An 18037-nucleotide genomic window follows, 5' to 3' on the forward strand; every position below is an offset into this window, starting at 1 on the left:
TTTTAAGCAAAGGGTGCTGGTTTTTTTATAGTCAAAAAAGAGAGGAGAGCTAGCTTTGAATCATATCCTTCGCATGTGTGACCTAACAGATGAAGATCTCTATAGATTGTTCGATAAAGCAGACAAAGCAAAAGAAAACAAGATTCATGTACAACAAGCATTTGTAGCGAACCTATTTTTTGAGCCAAGTACGAGAACGAAAATGAGTTTTGAAGTAGCGGAAAAAAAGCTTGGACTTGAAACACTCGATTTCACTTCTGAATCTTCAAGTGTTCAAAAAGGAGAGTCTCTTTACGATACCGTTCGAACATTTGAAGCACTAGGAGCAAATGCAGTTGTGATCAGGCATGAAAAAGAAAATTACTACGATGATCTACTAGAGGGTGTTTCCATACCAATCATTAATGGAGGAGATGGAAAAGGTGAACATCCAACACAAAGCTTGCTTGACCTTTACACGATATATCAAGAATATGGTTATTTTGAAGGACTAACGGTTGTAATAGCAGGAGATATCAAACATAGCCGAGTAGCAAGATCAAACGCCTATATCCTTAACCGTCTAGGAGCAAACGTTTCCTTCACAGGACCTGAAAGTTGGCAGGATGAAAGTCTAGTTTTTCCATACCTTCCTATAGATGAGGCTGTGGAACAGTGTGATGTCCTCATGATGTTGCGCATCCAAGAAGAACGTCATCAAAATCGTATCAACAACCAACAAGGTTACCTACAACAATTTGGTTTAACAGTAGATAGAGAAAAAAGAATGAAGCACAAAAGTATTATTTTACATCCAGCTCCAGTCAACAGAGGAGTTGAAATAGCAAGTGAGTTGGTTGAATGTAGCCGATCACGTATTTTTCAACAGATGTCTAATGGTGTGTACATTCGAATGGCTGCTTTAGAACATGTATTAAGAGGAGGAACTGAAAATGAAAAAACTACTGAAACAAGCACGCATCTTTCAAGGTAATGAATTCGTTGAGACGAATGTCCTGGTAGAAGATGATCGAGTTCAAGCTTTTACGAATGATGAGCCAGAAGTGGATGAGATCATCTACTGTGAGGGGAACCTTTTATCACCAGGTTTTGTTGATATTCATGTCCACCTACGTGAGCCAGGTGGCGAAGCAAAAGAAACCATATCTACTGGCACAGCAGCTGCTGCACGCGGGGGATTTACAACCGTTTGTGCTATGCCAAATACACGTCCGGTACCTGATAGTGAAGAAAATATGCAACATGTGCTAGATCGAATTCAAGAAGATGCAAACGTAAGAGTTTTACCATACGCCTCCATTACAACGAGGCAGCTTGGTCAGGAACTTACACCGATGGCTACACTACAACAAATGGGAGCAGTCGCTTTTACAGATGATGGGGTAGGCGTTCAATCAGCGGGCATGATGCTTGAGGCGATGAAAACCGCTTCTTCTTTAAATGCTTCAGTTGTTGCTCACTGTGAAGATAACTCTCTTATTCAAGGTGGCGTGATACACCAAGGCGAAGCAAGTAAGCGTCTTAATGTACCTGGAATTCCATCAATATGTGAATCTGTTCAAATTGCTAGAGACGTACTATTGGCTGAAGCTACAGGCTGTCACTATCACGTTTGTCACGTGAGTACGAAAGAGTCTGTGCGTGTCATCCGTGATGCTAAAAAAGCAGGAATTCCTGTAACGGCAGAAGTAACTCCGCATCACCTTCTTTTAACGGAAGATGATGTAGAAGCGGACAATGCGATGTTTAAAATGAATCCTCCGTTACGCTCGAAAGAGGATCGTGAGGCATTAATCGAAGGGTTGCTTGATGGAACCATTGATTGCATTGCGACGGATCACGCTCCACATACAGAGGAGGAAAAGCAAGAAGGATTACTCAAATCTCCTTTTGGCATTGTAGGATTTGAAACAGCATTCTCCCTACTGCATACACACTTGGTTCAAAAGGACATTTGCAGCCTAAAAACACTGCTCGACTGGCTAACAGTCAAACCAGCAAACGTATTCAATCTACCATACGGAAAGCTTGAAGAAGGTACTACAGCGGATTTGGTATTAATAGATTTAGAGAAAAACGTAAACGTAGATCGACAGCAATTTTTATCAAAAGGAAAAAACACGCCTTTCCATGGATGGGATGTTACAGGAGTACCACTATGGACTATGGTTGCAGGTGAATTTGTATGGGAGGGATCATCAAATGAAAACACGTCAACTCGTGCTTGAAGACGGAACAACATTTATCGGAAACGCAATAGGAAGTGAGGAAGAATCATTTGGAGAAGTAGTATTTAATACAGGAATGACAGGCTATCAGGAAATCATTTCAGACCCATCTTATTGTGGACAGATCGTTACATTAACGTATCCGATGATCGGTAACTATGGAATAAATCGAGAAGATTTCGAGTCCATTGATCCTTCTATTAATGGCCTTGTGGTAAGAGAAGCATGTTCAACTCCAAGTAATTTTCGCTCGCAGGAATCCTTGGATACATTTTTAAAAGCTAAAAACATTCCTGGAATTAGTGGGATTGATACAAGAAAACTCACAAAAGTTCTACGCAAACATGGGACGATGAAAGGGATGTTCACAGCTGTAGACCGATCTGTTGAAGAGGTAGTAGCTGAACTGCAAGAGCGTCCTTTACGAAAAGATCAAGTCTCTATGGTATCCACGATCAAACCTTATGTTGTACCAGGCAGAGGTGAGCGCATTGTACTCGTCGATTACGGAATGAAGCATGGGATTTTAAGAGAGTTAACCAAGCGCAATTGTCACATTACCGTAGTCCCTTATCATACATCAGCTGAAGAGATTCTTCACTTAAATCCAGATGGCGTTATGCTTTCGAACGGACCTGGAGATCCGAAAGATGTGCAGGAAGCAATTGAAATGTTGAAAGGGATTATTGGGAAGATCCCACTCTTTGGTATTTGTTTAGGTCACCAGCTTTTCGCCTTAGCTTGTGGAGCAAATACAAGCAAGATGAAGTTTGGACACAGAGGTTCGAACCATCCTGTGAAAGACCATGCAACTGGAAGAGTTTATATGACATCTCAAAACCATGGGTATGCAGTTGATGAAACGTCTTTACAATCTACTCCTCTTATTTCAACTCAATATGCTTTGAACGATGGAAGTGTAGAAGGGTTAAGGCATAAAGAGTATGATGCTTTTTCTGTACAATATCATCCTGAAAGTGCACCAGGACCTGAAGACTCTAACAACTTATTTGATGAATTTCTCAACATGATTCAAACGAACATTAGAAGGGAGCGAGAAGCATGCCGAAGCGTACAGATATAAACAAAATTCTAGTAATAGGATCAGGACCCATCATTATAGGCCAAGCTGCTGAATTCGACTATTCTGGAACACAAGCTTGCCAATCATTAAAAGAAGAAGGATTTGAAGTTATTTTAGCCAACTCCAACCCAGCGACGATCATGACGGATCAGACGATTGCAGATGAAGTGTATATGGAACCATTAACCGTAGACTTCTTAGCCAAAATTATTCGTAAAGAAAATCCGGATGCTCTTCTACCTACCCTAGGAGGACAGACAGGATTAAATCTTGCTGTTGAATTGGAGGAAGCTGGTGTACTTAACGAATTCAACGTAGAATTACTCGGAACTTCTTTAAGTGCCATCCAACAAGCTGAGGATCGTGAAAAATTCCGCTCTCTTATGGGTAAATTAAATGAACCTGTTCCAGATAGTACGATTGTAAGTACGGTAGAAGAGGCAGTGCATTTTGCAGATGATATTGGCTACCCAGTGATTGTTCGTCCGGCTTACACAATGGGGGGCACAGGTGGTGGAATGTGTTACTCAGAAGAAGAGTTACGAAACATTGCCGCTAGCGGTTTGCATTTATCTCCTGTTCAACAATGTTTAATCGAGAAAAACATTGCTGGTTTTAAGGAAATTGAATACGAAGTGATGCGTGATAAACAAGATCATGCGATTGTTGTATGTAACATGGAAAACTTCGACCCTGTTGGTATTCATACTGGGGACTCTGTGGTTGTTGCTCCGAGTCAGACGCTTAGCGACCGTGAGTATCAGTTGCTTCGTAATGCATCCTTAAAAATCATTCGCGCTCTTGAGATAGAAGGAGGATGTAACGTTCAGTTAGCCATAGATCCTCACAGTTTTCAATATTACATTATTGAAGTAAACCCAAGGGTAAGTCGTTCATCTGCACTAGCTTCAAAAGCAACTGGTTATCCAATTGCGAAAATCGCTGCAAAGATTGCGGTTGGCTTGACGCTTGATGAAATGAAAAACCCAGTTACAGAACAAACGTATGCATGCTTTGAACCTGCACTTGACTATATCGTAACCAAAATTCCTCGTTGGCCTTTTGATAAGTTCATTCAGGGCCACCGTGTATTAGGAACACAGATGAAAGCAACAGGGGAAGTTATGGCGATTGGAAGATCCTTTGAAGAGTCCCTTCTAAAAGCCGTAAGATCACTTGAGATTGGAACAGAAGAACTTTATATCGAAGAAATGAAAGAGCTTAGCAAAGAAGAAATGGAGTATCGTCTTCAAAAAGCAGATGATGAGCGTCTGTTTGTTATTGCTGAAGCATTCAGAAGAGGGTACTCTGTTGAGCAAGTGGTAAATCTTACACAAATCGATCTATTCTTCCTTACAAAAATTCATGCGTTAATCGCACTTGAGAATGAGTTAAGTGAAAATCAATGGGATCCACACCTCCTTAAACTCGCGAAAGAAAAGGGCTTATCAGACGTTACGTTGGCAAGACTATGGAACACAACTGAAGATGAAGTCTATGATTATAGAAAAAATCAAATGTGCTCTCCTGTCTATAAAATGGTGGACACATGTGCTGCGGAATTTGAATCTACCACACCTTACTTCTACAGCACGTATGAAGAAGAAAATGAAGCAGAGAGATCATCACGTGAAAAAGTACTTGTATTGGGTTCTGGACCGATTCGAATTGGGCAAGGAGTAGAGTTTGACTATGCTACAGTCCATTCTGTTCTTGCATTAAAAGAAGCGGGTTATGAAGCCATTATCATGAATAACAACCCAGAAACGGTATCTACAGACTTTAGTATTTCTGACAAGCTTTACTTTGAGCCACTTAGTCTGGAAGATGTTATGCATGTTGTCGAAAATGAACAACCAATGGGCGTCATCGTCCAGTTTGGTGGTCAAACCGCTATCAACCTTGCAGATGGCCTAGCAAGAAGAGGTGTGAAATTACTGGGTACTTCTCTTGAAGCGATTGATCGATCAGAGGATAGAGATAAATTTGAACACACACTTTCTAAAATTGGTGTACCTCAACCACAAGGCGTCACAGCTACAAGTACAGAAGAAGCTATTGAAACATCCGAATGCTTAGGCTTCCCGCTTGTCGTACGACCATCCTATGTCCTGGGTGGTAGAGCGATGGAGATTGTTTATGACAAAGATGAGCTTAAACGATACATGGCTGAAGCGGTACGGGTTCATGCTGATCATCCGGTCTTAATTGACCGCTACATGACTGGGATTGAAATCGAAGTAGATGCGATTAGTGACGGTGAAACAGTAGTGATCCCTGGAGTTATGGAACATATCGAGCGTGCTGGTGTTCACTCAGGTGACTCAATTGCTGTATATCCAACGCAAAGAATTTCTCCTGAAATGAAACAACGTTGTGTAGATTACACCGTACGAATTGCAAAAGAATTAGGCATAAAAGGACTCATTAATATTCAATTTGTTCTTCATAACAATGAAATTTATGTACTTGAAGTGAATCCAAGATCAAGTCGTACAGTTCCTTTCTTAAGTAAGATCACAGGTGTAACGATGGCTAATCTAGCAACCAAAGTAATATTAGGAAACAAACTAACGGATTTAGGTCTACAAGACGGAATATTACCAGAACCAGATGATGTTTTTGTAAAAGTGCCTGTATTCTCTTTTGATAAATTACGCAGTGTAGACACCTATCTTGGACCTGAAATGAAATCTACAGGTGAAGTAATTGGTCGAGATGTAACCTTAGAAAAAGCATTATATAAAGGACTAACAGCTTCAGGTATTCATATTCCAACTGCAGGATCAGTCTTATTAACGATTGCAGACCAGGATAAAAGTGAGCTGTTAGAGATTGCTAAACGTTTCCATCAGTTAGGATTTAACCTATATGCGACAGAAGGTACAGGACAAGTGATATCCGATGAAGGACTTCCAATTAATATTGTCGATAAAATTGGAGAAGGAGACTATACTGTTCTAGATGTGGTAGAAAACGAAACCGTCCAATTTGTTGTAAATACGTTAACAAATGGTACACAACCTCGTACTGATGGATTCCGCATTCGACGTGAATCCGTTGAACATGGCATCCCTTGCTTAACATCTCTTGATACAGCACATGCCATTCTACGAGTGATTGAATCCATGACGTTTACGGCAAAATCAATGCCGAAACAAGAGGTAGGGGTACCATGCTAAAACCACAAAACATGCAAGTCTTGCAAAATCAAAAAATAGCTCAAGATACATTCGAGCTTAAATTAACAGGACCTCAAGTTCAGGACATGACTGAACCAGGACAATTTCTACACGTGATGATCGGAGAGGGTTGGGAGCATGTACTCCGCCGCCCTCTTTCTATCACTGATGTAGAGCACCATGTTGTGACGGTAATCTATAAAATTGTTGGAAAAGGCACGAGAGCATTAACGGAAAAGAAGCAAGGAGATTCTATTGATGTCCTAGGACCAAGAGGAAACGGCTTCCCTTATCAAACAAATGAAGACCAACATATTCTCCTCGTTGGAGGAGGAGTTGGTGTGCCGCCTTTATTCTATCTTGCTAAGAAACTAGTAGCACAAGGGAATAAAGTGACAACAGTTCTTGGATTTCAAACATCTTCAGCAGTCTTTTATGAAAAAGAGTTTCAGGGGCTAGGAGATCTTTTTATCACAACTGATGATGGAAGCTATGGTCATAAAGGACTTGTTACAGACGTTTTTGAACGTATAGAGAAGCCTGTTGATCTTTATTATACATGCGGTCCAAAACCGATGATAAAAGCCGTTACCAATCACCTTACAATCCCTGGTTTTATGTCATTAGAAGAACGTATGGGTTGTGGGATTGGTGCATGTTTTGCCTGTGTATGTGAAGCGGCTGATACAAAGGATGAAAAAGGGTATCGAAAAGTATGTCAGGATGGCCCTGTATTTCCGGTAGAAGAGGTGATGTTGTAATGGATTTATCTGTGAAACTTCCAGGACTAACATTAAAAAATCCAATCATGCCAGCCTCCGGTTGCTTTGGTTTTGGGCGTGAATTTAGTGAGTTTTATGACCTAGACAAATTGGGTGCGATCGTTATTAAAGCAGCAACGAAGGAACGCCGTTATGGTAACCAAACGCCTCGAGTGGCAGAGACCTCTTCAGGGATGTTGAATGCAATTGGCTTACAAAATCCTGGAGTTGATAAGATCATCTCGCAAGAACTACCTTTTCTTGAGCGTTTTGATACACCTGTCATTGCGAATGTCGCGGGTAGTACAGTTGAAGAGTACATTGAGGTTGCGTCCAAGCTTTCTGAAACCCCTGGAGTTCACGCATTAGAATTAAATATTTCTTGCCCTAATGTTAAAGAGGGTGGAATTCAGTTTGGAACGGATCCAGAGCTTGCTGCTACTTTAACGAGATCGGTAAAACGAGCTTCAAACCTACCTGTATACGTAAAGCTGTCTCCTAACACATCAGATATTAAAAGAATGGCGTTATCTGTTGAAGAAGCAGGTGCAGATGGGCTTTCCATGATTAATACGCTCGTTGGAATGCAATTGAATTTACAAAAAGGAGACCCTTTGCTTTCCAATAAAACTGGAGGGCTATCTGGGCCTGCAATTAAACCTGTTGCCATTCGCATGATTTATGAAGTATCTCAAGTGGTGAACATACCGATTATTGGGATGGGAGGGGTGACTTGTGCTGAGGATGTGTTGGAATTTTTATTAGCAGGTGCAAGTGCCGTTGCTGTGGGTACAGCAAACTTTAGAAACCCGTTAATATGTCCTGAAATCATTGAAGAGTTACCTCAAACTTTATCGAACTATGGATATAATTCTCTAGAAGAATGTGTGGGAAGGAGTTGGAAGCATGTTGAAGAACAATCCTCTGTTTCTCGCACTTGATTTTCCAAATGGGGAAAAGGCCATTCACTTTTTACAAGCTCATAACCTTCATCAGGTCCCAGTAAAGGTAGGAATGGAGTTATATTATCAAGAAGGCCCAACTATCATTAGTAGATTAAAAACTCAGGGGCATCCCATTTTTTTAGATTTGAAACTACATGATATTCCAAACACAGTGAAAAAAGCAATGAGAGGTTTGGCATCATTAGGTGTAGATGTAGTCAATGTTCATGCTGCTGGCGGAAAAGAAATGATTAAAGCAGCACAAGAAGGACTAGAAGAAGGAACGCCAGATGGAGAAAGAAAGCCAAAACTACTTGCTGTTACACAGCTAACTTCAACGAGCTCACAGGTTTTAAAAGATGAATTACTAATCTCGAAAAATATGGAAGAAACGGTAAGTCATTATGCGAGGTTATCTCGTGATGCAGGTGCTGATGGGGTCGTGTGTTCCGTTCATGAAGCTGATTGGATTCATACACTATGCGGAGATGATTTTATGACTGTTACGCCAGGTATAAGGTTAAAAGGAAATGCATTCGATGACCAAGTCCGCATTGCAACCCCAGAGGAAGCGAGAAAGCGTGGAGCTGATGCAATCGTAATCGGCCGTAGCGTAACGAGTTCACTAGATCCGACAACAGCCTATGCTGAAGCAAAAAAGGAGTGGGATGATGAGAAGAGAACAACAAATAGCCAAAGCTTTATATGATATTCATGCATTGCAATTAAGCCCTAAGAAACCTTTCCAGTGGTCATCAGGAATCCTTTCACCTGTTTATTGTGATAATCGGTTAGTGATGAGCTATGTGGATGTACGTAAAACTGTCACTAGAGAACTGTCTAATAAAATAAAAGAAGATTTCCCTGAAGTAGAAGTTATCGCTGGTTGTGCCACAGCAGGCATTCCTCATGCTGCTTTCGTTGCCGAACAGTTGAATTTGCCAATGGTATATGTACGTGATAAGGCAAAAAGTCACGGTAAACAAAATCGAATTGAAGGGCATATAGAAGAGGGACAAAAAGCAGTGGTCATAGAAGACTTAATTTCCACTGGAAAAAGTTCTATTCAAGCAGCTAAAAGTTTACAAGATGAAGGCGTGAATGTTCTTGGAGTATCAGCAATCTTTACTTATGGATTGAAAAAAGCTGAGGAAGCTTTTAAACAAGAATCCCTTCCATATACAGCGTTAACAAACTTTGCTGAGCTACTGACTTATATGTCAGATCATGGTCATTTGGATCTTAAGGAGAAAGAACGGCTCATGCAGTGGAGTGAAGATCCAAATGCATTTTCCTTAACATACCAGTCTTGAGAACCTTGCCATTCTCAGTAGGCAGGTGTACAATCATGACAAAGCATGAATCCTAAAGGCAGTGATACGAAAATGTCCTTCAAAAGACAAGCTTTGATTATGGTTGGAAATGCATTGATTGGATTATTTACATGTTATTTATATTTGTATTTTTGGATTGCATTTTCCTTTAATGGTTCGATCATTAGTATAGAAGCATTAGTGAGCCTGTTGATTTCTCTGTTAGTATTTGGAGTATTTAATGCTCTTGTGGTCAAAGAGCATAAAAAAGTAGGCTGGATCTATGCTCTCACTACTTATATAGGAACCATCGCACTCTTTATTTTGATTTTTTCAGTTTCGTAATAGATATATATAATGATTAAGTTAATACGATATTATTCTAATTTATAGGATACCCAGAGTTCATTATGAGCTCTGGTTTTTTATTCTTTATAGTTTTGTATATTAAATTATTCAACTATATGGCAGTAATATGGAAGAAAGCGTAGAGAGGTTCCGTTGCCAAATAGAGAGTTGGCGGGCTGGGAAATGGGTTGCTTTCCTGCGGACGAACTATCGAGCCTCCTCATCCTTGCGGGGTCTCGCTAGCCCGTTTGACCGCTGGAGTCAACCCATTTCCCATCCCACCTTGGCCGAATGTGACTAACGGAACCGCAGCGATATTGAGAAGTCGATGCTTACGGACATCTGTTCCGTTATTTTGAACTTTAAAGACATTTCGAGTGTCGTTACGGACATATGATACCTTATTTGTGACAAATTGGTCTTTTCCAAGGTGATTTAAAGCAAATAACGGAATGAATGTCCGTAAGCTCTTCAAAGAAGTTAGATTAAGGTAAAATAACGGAACAAATGTCCGTATGGTTTAGAGCTCACACAACTAGGGTCCGTTATTCCCCATAAACGCAAAGGGGTGAAGGAAACGGCAAACTCCCGCGATAGAAAGGGCGGACGAGATCCCGCAGAGAGCGTAGCGAATGAGGAAGCTCGGCCGGTCTTCCGCAGGAGTATTGCCGTTTCAATGAACCCCTTACTCTCTTTCCGGCAACGGAGCTCCACAGCAATTTATCTCGAACCCTAGTCTTCCACAATAGGGGGCTTTAATGGAAGATAAGTCTAATAGCTCCGTAAAAAAGCAGTTCAATCATCGAGATTGAACTGCTTTGGTTTACGCTTTTAATGATCGAATGATCGATTCATCTGGTGTGACAAATAACGTTTTTTGGTTATCGTACGTTACAAAGCCAGGTTTGGCACCGCTTGGTTTTTTGACATGACGAATTTTCGTATAGTCGACCGGTACGGATGATGAGGCTTTGGATTTGCTAAAGTAGGCTGCTAATTGAGCTGCTTCTAAAAGGGTATCCTCACTCGGTTCGCTGCTGCGGATGACAACGTGAGATCCAGGAATATCTTTTGTATGAAGCCATGTATCTTCTTTGTGAGCCATTTTGTTCGTAACGTATTCATTTTGTTTATTGTTTTTTCCGACCAGAATCGTTGTACCATCTGTTGACTGATACGTTTCTGGTTGAGGAACGTGAGGCTTTTTCTTTTTCTTCTTTTGTTCTGTTTTTGCTTTTAGGTATCCTTCTTCTCGCAATTCTTCGCGTATTTCTTCGATGTCTTCCTCACGAGCAGAATCAATTTGTTGGAGTAGCTGTTCGAAATATCGAATTTCTTGCTTTGCTTTCTCAATCTCTTGTAAAACCACTTCACCAGATTTCTTCATCTTTTGATACGTTTGGAAATAGCTTTGCGCATTTTCACTTGGCGATTTATTTGGGTTCAACTCGATAGTGAGTTCCGATTGTTCAGGGTCGTAATAATCCACTACAGTAACCGACTCAGCACCAGGCTTTACTAGGTGCATATGAGCGGTGAGAAGTTCACCGAATCGTTGATATTGATCAGCTTGTTCGGCTTTCTTTAAGGTTTCGTGGTGCTTCTTTATTTTACGTTCATTTTTATCTTTTTCATTTTTCATAAAGCGTGCTAAGTCACCGGCTTGTTGCTTCACTCGATCGCGTTCAGCTTTACCAGAATAATAAGCATCCAGCATAGCACTTACTGTTTCGAAAGTTTCAGGTTCAGCGCCTTTAGATTGCAATGGCACCACATAAAAAATTTCTTTAGGGTCACGGATAATTAAAGGTGTATATTCATGGTTGAGCAATATAGATTGAACATCTTCAAACACTTGCTTGTACTTTTCTGATGATCCGAGTCGTGCTCTATAAGCGATTTCAGTTGCGATCATGGGAGAGAAGCCCATTAGTATCCCCATAATTTGTTTGTCCATTTTACCAGCATTAAAATCAAGTTTTTTGACGAATTGTTCGCTTTCTAACTTGAGAGGATTCGTTTTTCCTTGCCCAGGTGGTAAAACGTAAGAATGGCCTGGCAGTAATGTTCGGTGTCGATTTTGAGCTGGGGAGATGTGTTTGATGCTGTCTAAAATCATCTCGCGCTCTTGATCTACGAGGAGAATATTACTGTGTTTCCCCATAATTTCTACAACAAGTGTTTTGGTTTTTTCGTCACCAATTTCATCTTTTCCTCTAACGTTTATACGAATGATACGTTCCATTTCTTCTTGTTCGATGGATTCAATAAATCCACCGACTAAATGCTTACGCAGTAGCATACAAAACATTGGCGGTTCTTTTGGATTCTGAAAGCTCATATCTGTAATGTGCATACGTGCATAGGAGGGATGGGCTGAGATTAATAAGGAATGATTTTTACCTCCGCTACGTACTGTAAATACAAGCTCTGTTTGTGTTGGTTGATAGATCTTCATAATTCTTCCGGGAGTTAACGTCTGTTCTAATTCATGAGTTACCGCCCGGGTGACAACTCCATCAAATGACATGGTAATCACCTCGCAATTATCCATTATAGCATGTTTCAAGTGCGCTTTGGTATTGAGAAGGGATGACGTCCCTATTATAATCCATAAAAAATGTACAGAACCATGCAATCTTATTTTGCAAAGAACTGTACATCTTCACGAACGATCTTTGTACATTATAAAAGTCAAGTACATCAGGTATATGAGAAGTAATGTACCTCCAACATAAGGTAGATTTGTACTCAAAATGAAAAGGACAATAATTATAGAGAATCTTCTATCTGTTGTTTTCGTCATCATAAATCATAGTTCCTTACGTTATGAATTTTATTTTCTAGTTTGTATATAACCCACTGTGTTTATACCTGTCTCAGAAGCTCATTCTTCAAGTAGCAACTTTCCATGAAAGACTTTCTAGCATTTTCTTGGACGAGTATGAATAAGTATAAGACAGAATTTCATACTTGGAGGAATGTAGCGTGAAATGGTATCAGTATGAAACAGAAAGCTTAGCAAGAAAACTCGCTGTAAACATACGAGAAGGCTTGTCAGAAAACCAAGCAGAGGAACGGCTGTCCAAATTTGGACCTAATGTTTTAGAGGAAGGGTCAGCGACAAACTGGCTCATTCTATTTTTTCGCCAATTTCAAGACTTTATGGTCCTTGTCTTATTGGCTGCCACGTTAATTTCAGGATTACTCGGTGAGTACGTAGATGCAATTGCAATAATGGCCATTGTATTTATTAATGGCGTTCTTGGTTTTATTCAAGAACAAAAGGCAGAAAAGTCTCTTTCAAAATTAAAAGAGTTGTCCGCGCCCCAAGCTTCTGTTTTGCGAAATGGTGAATGGAGGAAGGTGCCTTCTTCAGAACTAGTCGTTGGAGATGTTGTGAAAATCTCTAGTGGAGATCGAGTAAGTGCTGATCTTCGTTTAGTAGATGTGAAATCTCTTGAAATGGAAGAGTCATCGCTAACCGGTGAGTCTCTGCCTGTAGCCAAAAACGCACAAGAACTGGTTGATGAAAATGTAGAAATAGGCGATCAGTTAAATATGGCTTTTTCAGGCACACTCGTTACTAGAGGAAGTGGAGTGGGTGTTGTTGTGGGTACTGGCATGGATACAGCTATGGGGCAAATTGCATCCATGCTTGTTAGTACAGAACGTGTTCAAACGCCGCTTGAGCGAAAGCTTGCTGAATTAGGGAAAATCTTAATCATTACTGCACTATTATTAACAGCTTTTGTCGTTGTTCTTGGTGTGGTTCAAGGTCATCCGCTATATAACATGTTCCTTGCTGGTGTTTCACTAGCGGTTGCAGCTATACCAGAAGGGTTGCCTGCTATTGTAACAGTAGCCTTATCATTAGGCGTACAAAGGATGATCAAAAAACGTGCCATTGTTCGTAAGCTTTCTGCTGTAGAGACGTTAGGTTGTGCATCTGTTATTTGTTCGGACAAGACTGGAACGATGACAGAAAACCAAATGACGGTGAAACAAGCATTTACTTTATCCGATCGTTTTCATGTATCTGGTGAAGGATACGATGTAGATGGAAGCTACTATGATGGTGAACATAAAGTGAATCCGATGGAAGTTCCACTTATGCGTGACATGTTAACGTACGGGGCTTTATGTAATCACTCCACCCTTCGTCAGAAAGATAACCAATATTATATAGACGGAGATCCAACTGAAGGAGCGTTACTTGTTGCGGCAAGAAAAGCAGGGATTGCTGAAAAGGATCTTTCTTCCTATACGGTCATTCATGAAATCCCATTTGATTCTGATCGTAAACGGATGAGCATGGTCATAGAGGATGACCAGCGTAATCGTTTTGTCATTACAAAAGGAGCACCTGATGTTTTATTGCCGAGAGTTAAATATGTAAGGACTGATAATGGACAGACGCCAATTAAACCGAAAGATGAGAAAAAGATAGAGAATGCACTTTATGAAATGGCTGATGGTGCATTACGAACGATTGCAATCTGTATGAAACCTTTAAAACCGACAGATTCCTTAAAAGATTTTGATTTAGAGAAGGATCTAGTTTTTGTAGGGCTCACAGGTATGATTGATCCACCAAGAAAAGAAGTGAAACAAGCTATACGTGAGTGTAAAGAAGCAGGCATTAAAACAGTTATGATAACAGGTGACCATGCCAAAACAGCACGTGCTATTGCCTTAGACCTTAACCTTATGACAGAGGATGGTTTAGTTCTGGAAGGGAATCAACTTAGCACGATGTCACAAACAGAACTTGAAGATATTATTGATGATGTTTATGTATTTGCACGTGTAACACCTGAACATAAATTACGTATAGTGAAAGCCTTCCAAAAACAAGGTCATGTCGTAGCGATGACAGGCGATGGGGTAAATGATGCGCCTGCGATTAAAGCGAGCGATATAGGTGTTGCAATGGGTAGGAGTGGTACAGATGTTGCCAAAGAGTCCTCATCTCTTATATTGCTAGATGATAACTTTGCAACGATCAAATCTGCTATTCATGAAGGACGTAACATTTATGAGAATATAAGAAAATTTATTCGTTATTTACTAGCTTCTAATGTTGGAGAAATTTTGGTCATGTTATTTGCCATGTTGTTGGCACTTCCCTTACCGTTAGTCCCGGTTCAAATTTTATGGGTGAATCTAGTTACGGATGGTCTACCAGCGATGGCATTGGGATTGGATAAATCTGAAGGTAATGTTATGCAGCGTGCACCTCGAAATCCTAAAGAGGGGATTTTCTCAAGAGGGCTTGGCTTTAAAATTATATCACGTGGATTTATGATAGGGATTGTCACGTTAATTGCCTTTATGTTGGCGTATCAAGGTGATCCAGAACATTTACGTTATGGTCAGACTGTCGCATTTACTACGTTAGTGATGGCGCAGCTTATTCATGTTTTTGATTGCCGAAGTGATCGTTCGGTTTTTGCTAGAAATCCTTTTTCAAACTTATATCTCGTAGGAGCTGTCATTTCGTCTGTATTATTACTGATGGTCGTTATTTATTATCAACCACTACAAGATGTGTTCCATACAATGAACTTAGGTTTTAGAGATTGGATATTCATATTAGCACTAAGTGCAATACCAACTGTTTTGTTTGGCTATACGAAAAAATAAGAGAACAAATACTCCATGCATTTTGCTTAAAAGGGCTTGAAATTCTTCAAGCTCTTTTTTATGCTCAAAAACAGCTTTTTATATTAAATACAAAGATTTTTTATAGAAAACCATTGAAAAACCACCTAAAAACGAATATTATAATAACTGTTTGTTATCATTATTCGTGAAAAGTTAGGTGTTGACGATGGAGAAGTTTTTTAGATTGCAAGAAAATAACACGAACATTCGAACAGAAGTGAACGCAGGTTTTACAACATTCTTAACGATGCTTTATATCATCGTAGTAAACCCAGCCATTTTAAGCGCTGCAGGTGTGCCGTCTGGTCAAGTATTTATGGCAACAATTATCTCAGCTATTGTAGGTACTGGGTTAATGGCACTCCTCGCTAACTATCCGATCGCTATAGCACCAGGTATGGGATTAAACGCATATTTTGTAACGGTTGTGATGGAAAATGGCTTCTCTTATGACATTGTATTTGGAGCTGTATTTGTTGCGGGTGTATTATTTCTCGCTCTAAGTTTAACGAGTATTCGAGAAATGCTCATAGAGGCGATACCGAATTCCTTGAAATTTGGGATTACATCAGGTATTGGATTATTTATAGCGTTTCTGGGGCTGAAATTTGCAGGAATAATTGTTCCTAGTGAAACGAATATGGTTACGCTTGGTGATTTGCAAGCGCCGACAACGATCCTTGCAATTGCTGGTTTATTTATTACGCTTACACTAATGGCACGGAACGTAAAGGGAGCCCTATTCTTCGGAATGATTGCAACAGCTATTATTGCGATGTTTATGGGAGACCTTAAGTTTGAAGGTGTGGTATCAGCACCACCTATGCCAACATTTTTTGATATGAATCTAGCTGGTGTGTTTTCAGAAGGGTTATTTGCTGTTGTATTTGCTTTTCTTCTTGTGACAATATTTGATACAACAGGGACGCTCATTGGTGTTGCAGAGCAAGCAAATTTCATGAAAAATGGTAAATTACCGAAAGCGAAATCAGCTTTAATGGCAGATGCTGTGGCTACAACAGTTGGTTCAACACTTGGTACAAGTCCTTCGACGGCTTACATTGAGTCGACATCAGGCGTTACAGCTGGTGGGCGTACAGGTTTAACATCACTTGTTGTTGCAGGATTGTTCTTCGTATCCATGTTTTTCTCCCCATTCATTGGAGCGATTGCAGGAGTGTCTGCGATTACAGCACCCGTGTTAATTATTGTGGGTTGTTTTATGATGGAAGGACTTTCTCGTGTCGACTGGAGAACATTTGATGAGGCATTTCCAGCGTTCATTATTATTTTAACGATGCCACTAACTTCTAGTATTGCAACGGGCATTGCTATGGGTTTCATCACATATCCGTTATTAAAGCTTGTTAGCGGAAAAGGAAAACAAGTTCATTGGTTACTTTATGTATTTGGGTTTCTTTTTCTTATTCAGCTTGTTTTCTTCCCAATGCATTAAAAATAAAGGTATTTTGGGCTGTTCGCTTTTGCGGCAGCTCTTTTTCTATGGTACGGTAATATTCATTGAATTCATCATTATACGATTTTTAAAGGTAATGTGTTGAATTTCATGATAAACTACCTATAGAAAAGAAAACCGAATAGAAACGGAAGTGATACGAATGGTTAAAAGTATGACAGGCTATGGACGCAGTATAAAACGACTGGATGACACAACGATTACCGTTGAGATCCGAACCGTCAATCATCGCTTTTTAGATATGTCTACCAAGATGCCACGGTCACTTTTATATTTAGAGGATGCAATGAAGAAAATCATTCAAAAGGATTTTCAAAGAGGTCGTGTTGATGTATATGTTACGCTTGAGGGTTCAGGGCTGACCACAAGGACGTTAAATGTTGATTGGGATTTGATGGATCAATTTATTACACAACTAAAAACAGCTCAAGAACGTTATCAATTGCAAGGTGAAGTCTCTATTCAAAGCTTAACCGAAATGGATGACTTGTTTACAATTCAGGAACAAGAGGAACATGAAGATCAAATGAAAACTGCAATACTTGATGCGGTGAGAGAATCAGCTGAACAAGTTCGTGATATGCGATTACATGAAGGGCGTGCCTTACGAGAGGATATGGAAAATCGATTGTCTGTAATTGAACGCACAGTTGAAGACCTTGAATCTCGACGGGGCATAGTTATTGAAGAAACCAGAGAACGCATTAAAAGTCGCATTGCGGAGTACACCCAAGAAGAATTGAGAGATCAGGATTCACGAATCTTACATGAAGTTGGTTTGCTTGCTGAAAAAGGTGATATTGCAGAAGAGATCACACGCATGTTTAGTCATATCAATCAGTTTCGTCAAACCTTACACGATCATGGTGCAATTGGACGGAAATTAGATTTTATTGTCCAGGAGATGAACCGTGAATCCAACACAGTAGGCTCTAAATCAACCGATGCAAAAATCAGTGAATGGGTTGTATTATTAAAGAGTGAGATAGAAAAAATAAAAGAACAAGTACAAAATGTTGAATAATGATTGTGT

General features: G+C 40.0%; 13 protein-coding genes. 12 read left to right on the top strand and 1 reads right to left on the bottom strand.

The window, feature by feature from the left end; all coding sequences use genetic code 11:
• Nucleotides 1–55 precede the first annotated feature (55 nt).
• From H514_RS0118095 to H514_RS0118135, 9 genes are all read left to right on the top strand, one after another.
• The gene (locus H514_RS0118095; protein WP_027448219.1) at nucleotides 56–973 is read left to right on the top strand and encodes an aspartate carbamoyltransferase catalytic subunit; all 918 of its coding nucleotides are present in this window, start codon (nucleotides 56–58) and stop codon (nucleotides 971–973) included.
• Nucleotides 933–2228 carry a dihydroorotase gene (locus H514_RS0118100; protein WP_036842531.1) on the top strand — a complete coding sequence of 432 codons (1296 nt, stop codon included), beginning with the start codon at nucleotides 933–935 and terminating at the stop codon, nucleotides 2226–2228. Before H514_RS0118095 ends, H514_RS0118100 begins: the two co-directional genes overlap by 41 nt.
• Nucleotides 2203–3312, top strand: a complete 1110-nt coding sequence (locus H514_RS0118105; protein ID WP_027448221.1) for a carbamoyl phosphate synthase small subunit — start codon at nucleotides 2203–2205, stop codon at nucleotides 3310–3312. The genes H514_RS0118100 and H514_RS0118105 overlap by 26 nt, the downstream gene beginning before the upstream one ends.
• Nucleotides 3291–6494, top strand: coding sequence for a carbamoyl-phosphate synthase large subunit (gene carB / locus H514_RS0118110; RefSeq protein ID WP_027448222.1), 3204 nt, complete (start codon nucleotides 3291–3293; stop codon nucleotides 6492–6494). The genes H514_RS0118105 and carB overlap by 22 nt, the downstream gene beginning before the upstream one ends.
• A complete protein-coding gene (locus H514_RS0118115; protein WP_027448223.1) occupies nucleotides 6488–7255 on the top strand; it encodes a dihydroorotate dehydrogenase electron transfer subunit in 768 nt (255 codons plus the stop codon). The genes carB and H514_RS0118115 overlap by 7 nt, the downstream gene beginning before the upstream one ends.
• Complete coding sequence (locus H514_RS0118120; RefSeq protein WP_027448224.1) at nucleotides 7255–8196, top strand: dihydroorotate dehydrogenase; 942 nt, start codon at nucleotides 7255–7257, stop codon at nucleotides 8194–8196. Before H514_RS0118115 ends, H514_RS0118120 begins: the two co-directional genes overlap by 1 nt.
• Nucleotides 8165–8908 carry an orotidine-5'-phosphate decarboxylase gene (gene pyrF, locus H514_RS0118125; RefSeq protein WP_027448225.1) on the top strand — a complete coding sequence of 248 codons (744 nt, stop codon included), beginning with the start codon at nucleotides 8165–8167 and terminating at the stop codon, nucleotides 8906–8908. Before H514_RS0118120 ends, pyrF begins: the two co-directional genes overlap by 32 nt.
• Nucleotides 8868–9512 (top strand): orotate phosphoribosyltransferase, encoded by a 645-nt coding sequence (pyrE, locus tag H514_RS0118130; protein WP_197063094.1) that lies wholly within the window; start codon nucleotides 8868–8870, stop codon nucleotides 9510–9512. The genes pyrF and pyrE overlap by 41 nt, the downstream gene beginning before the upstream one ends.
• 72 nt (nucleotides 9513–9584) lie before the next feature.
• Nucleotides 9585–9857, top strand: coding sequence for a DUF6903 family protein (locus H514_RS0118135; protein WP_154657413.1), 273 nt, complete (start codon nucleotides 9585–9587; stop codon nucleotides 9855–9857).
• Between the two features lie 826 nt (nucleotides 9858–10683).
• Here H514_RS0118135 and H514_RS0118140 read toward each other — a convergent pair.
• Nucleotides 10684–12390, bottom strand: a complete 1707-nt coding sequence (locus tag H514_RS0118140; protein ID WP_027448228.1) for an Rqc2 family fibronectin-binding protein — start codon at nucleotides 12388–12390, stop codon at nucleotides 10684–10686.
• Between the two features lie 458 nt (nucleotides 12391–12848).
• Between H514_RS0118140 and H514_RS0118145 the strand changes: the two genes are divergently transcribed.
• From H514_RS0118145 to H514_RS0118155, 3 genes are all read left to right on the top strand, one after another.
• Complete coding sequence (locus H514_RS0118145; protein ID WP_027448229.1) at nucleotides 12849–15506, top strand: calcium-translocating P-type ATPase, SERCA-type; 2658 nt, start codon at nucleotides 12849–12851, stop codon at nucleotides 15504–15506.
• 187 nt (nucleotides 15507–15693) lie between these two features.
• Entirely contained in the window at nucleotides 15694–16983 is a 1290-nt protein-coding gene (locus tag H514_RS0118150; RefSeq protein ID WP_027448230.1) for an NCS2 family permease, read from the top strand.
• Nucleotides 16984–17146: 163 nt separating this feature from the next.
• Nucleotides 17147–18028 (top strand): YicC/YloC family endoribonuclease, encoded by an 882-nt coding sequence (locus tag H514_RS0118155; RefSeq protein WP_027448231.1) that lies wholly within the window; start codon nucleotides 17147–17149, stop codon nucleotides 18026–18028.
• Nucleotides 18029–18037: the final 9 nt, after the last annotated feature.

It is taken from the genome of Pontibacillus marinus BH030004 = DSM 16465, assembly GCF_000425225.1.
GTDB classification, from domain to species: domain Bacteria; phylum Bacillota; class Bacilli; order Bacillales; family BH030062; genus Pontibacillus; species Pontibacillus marinus.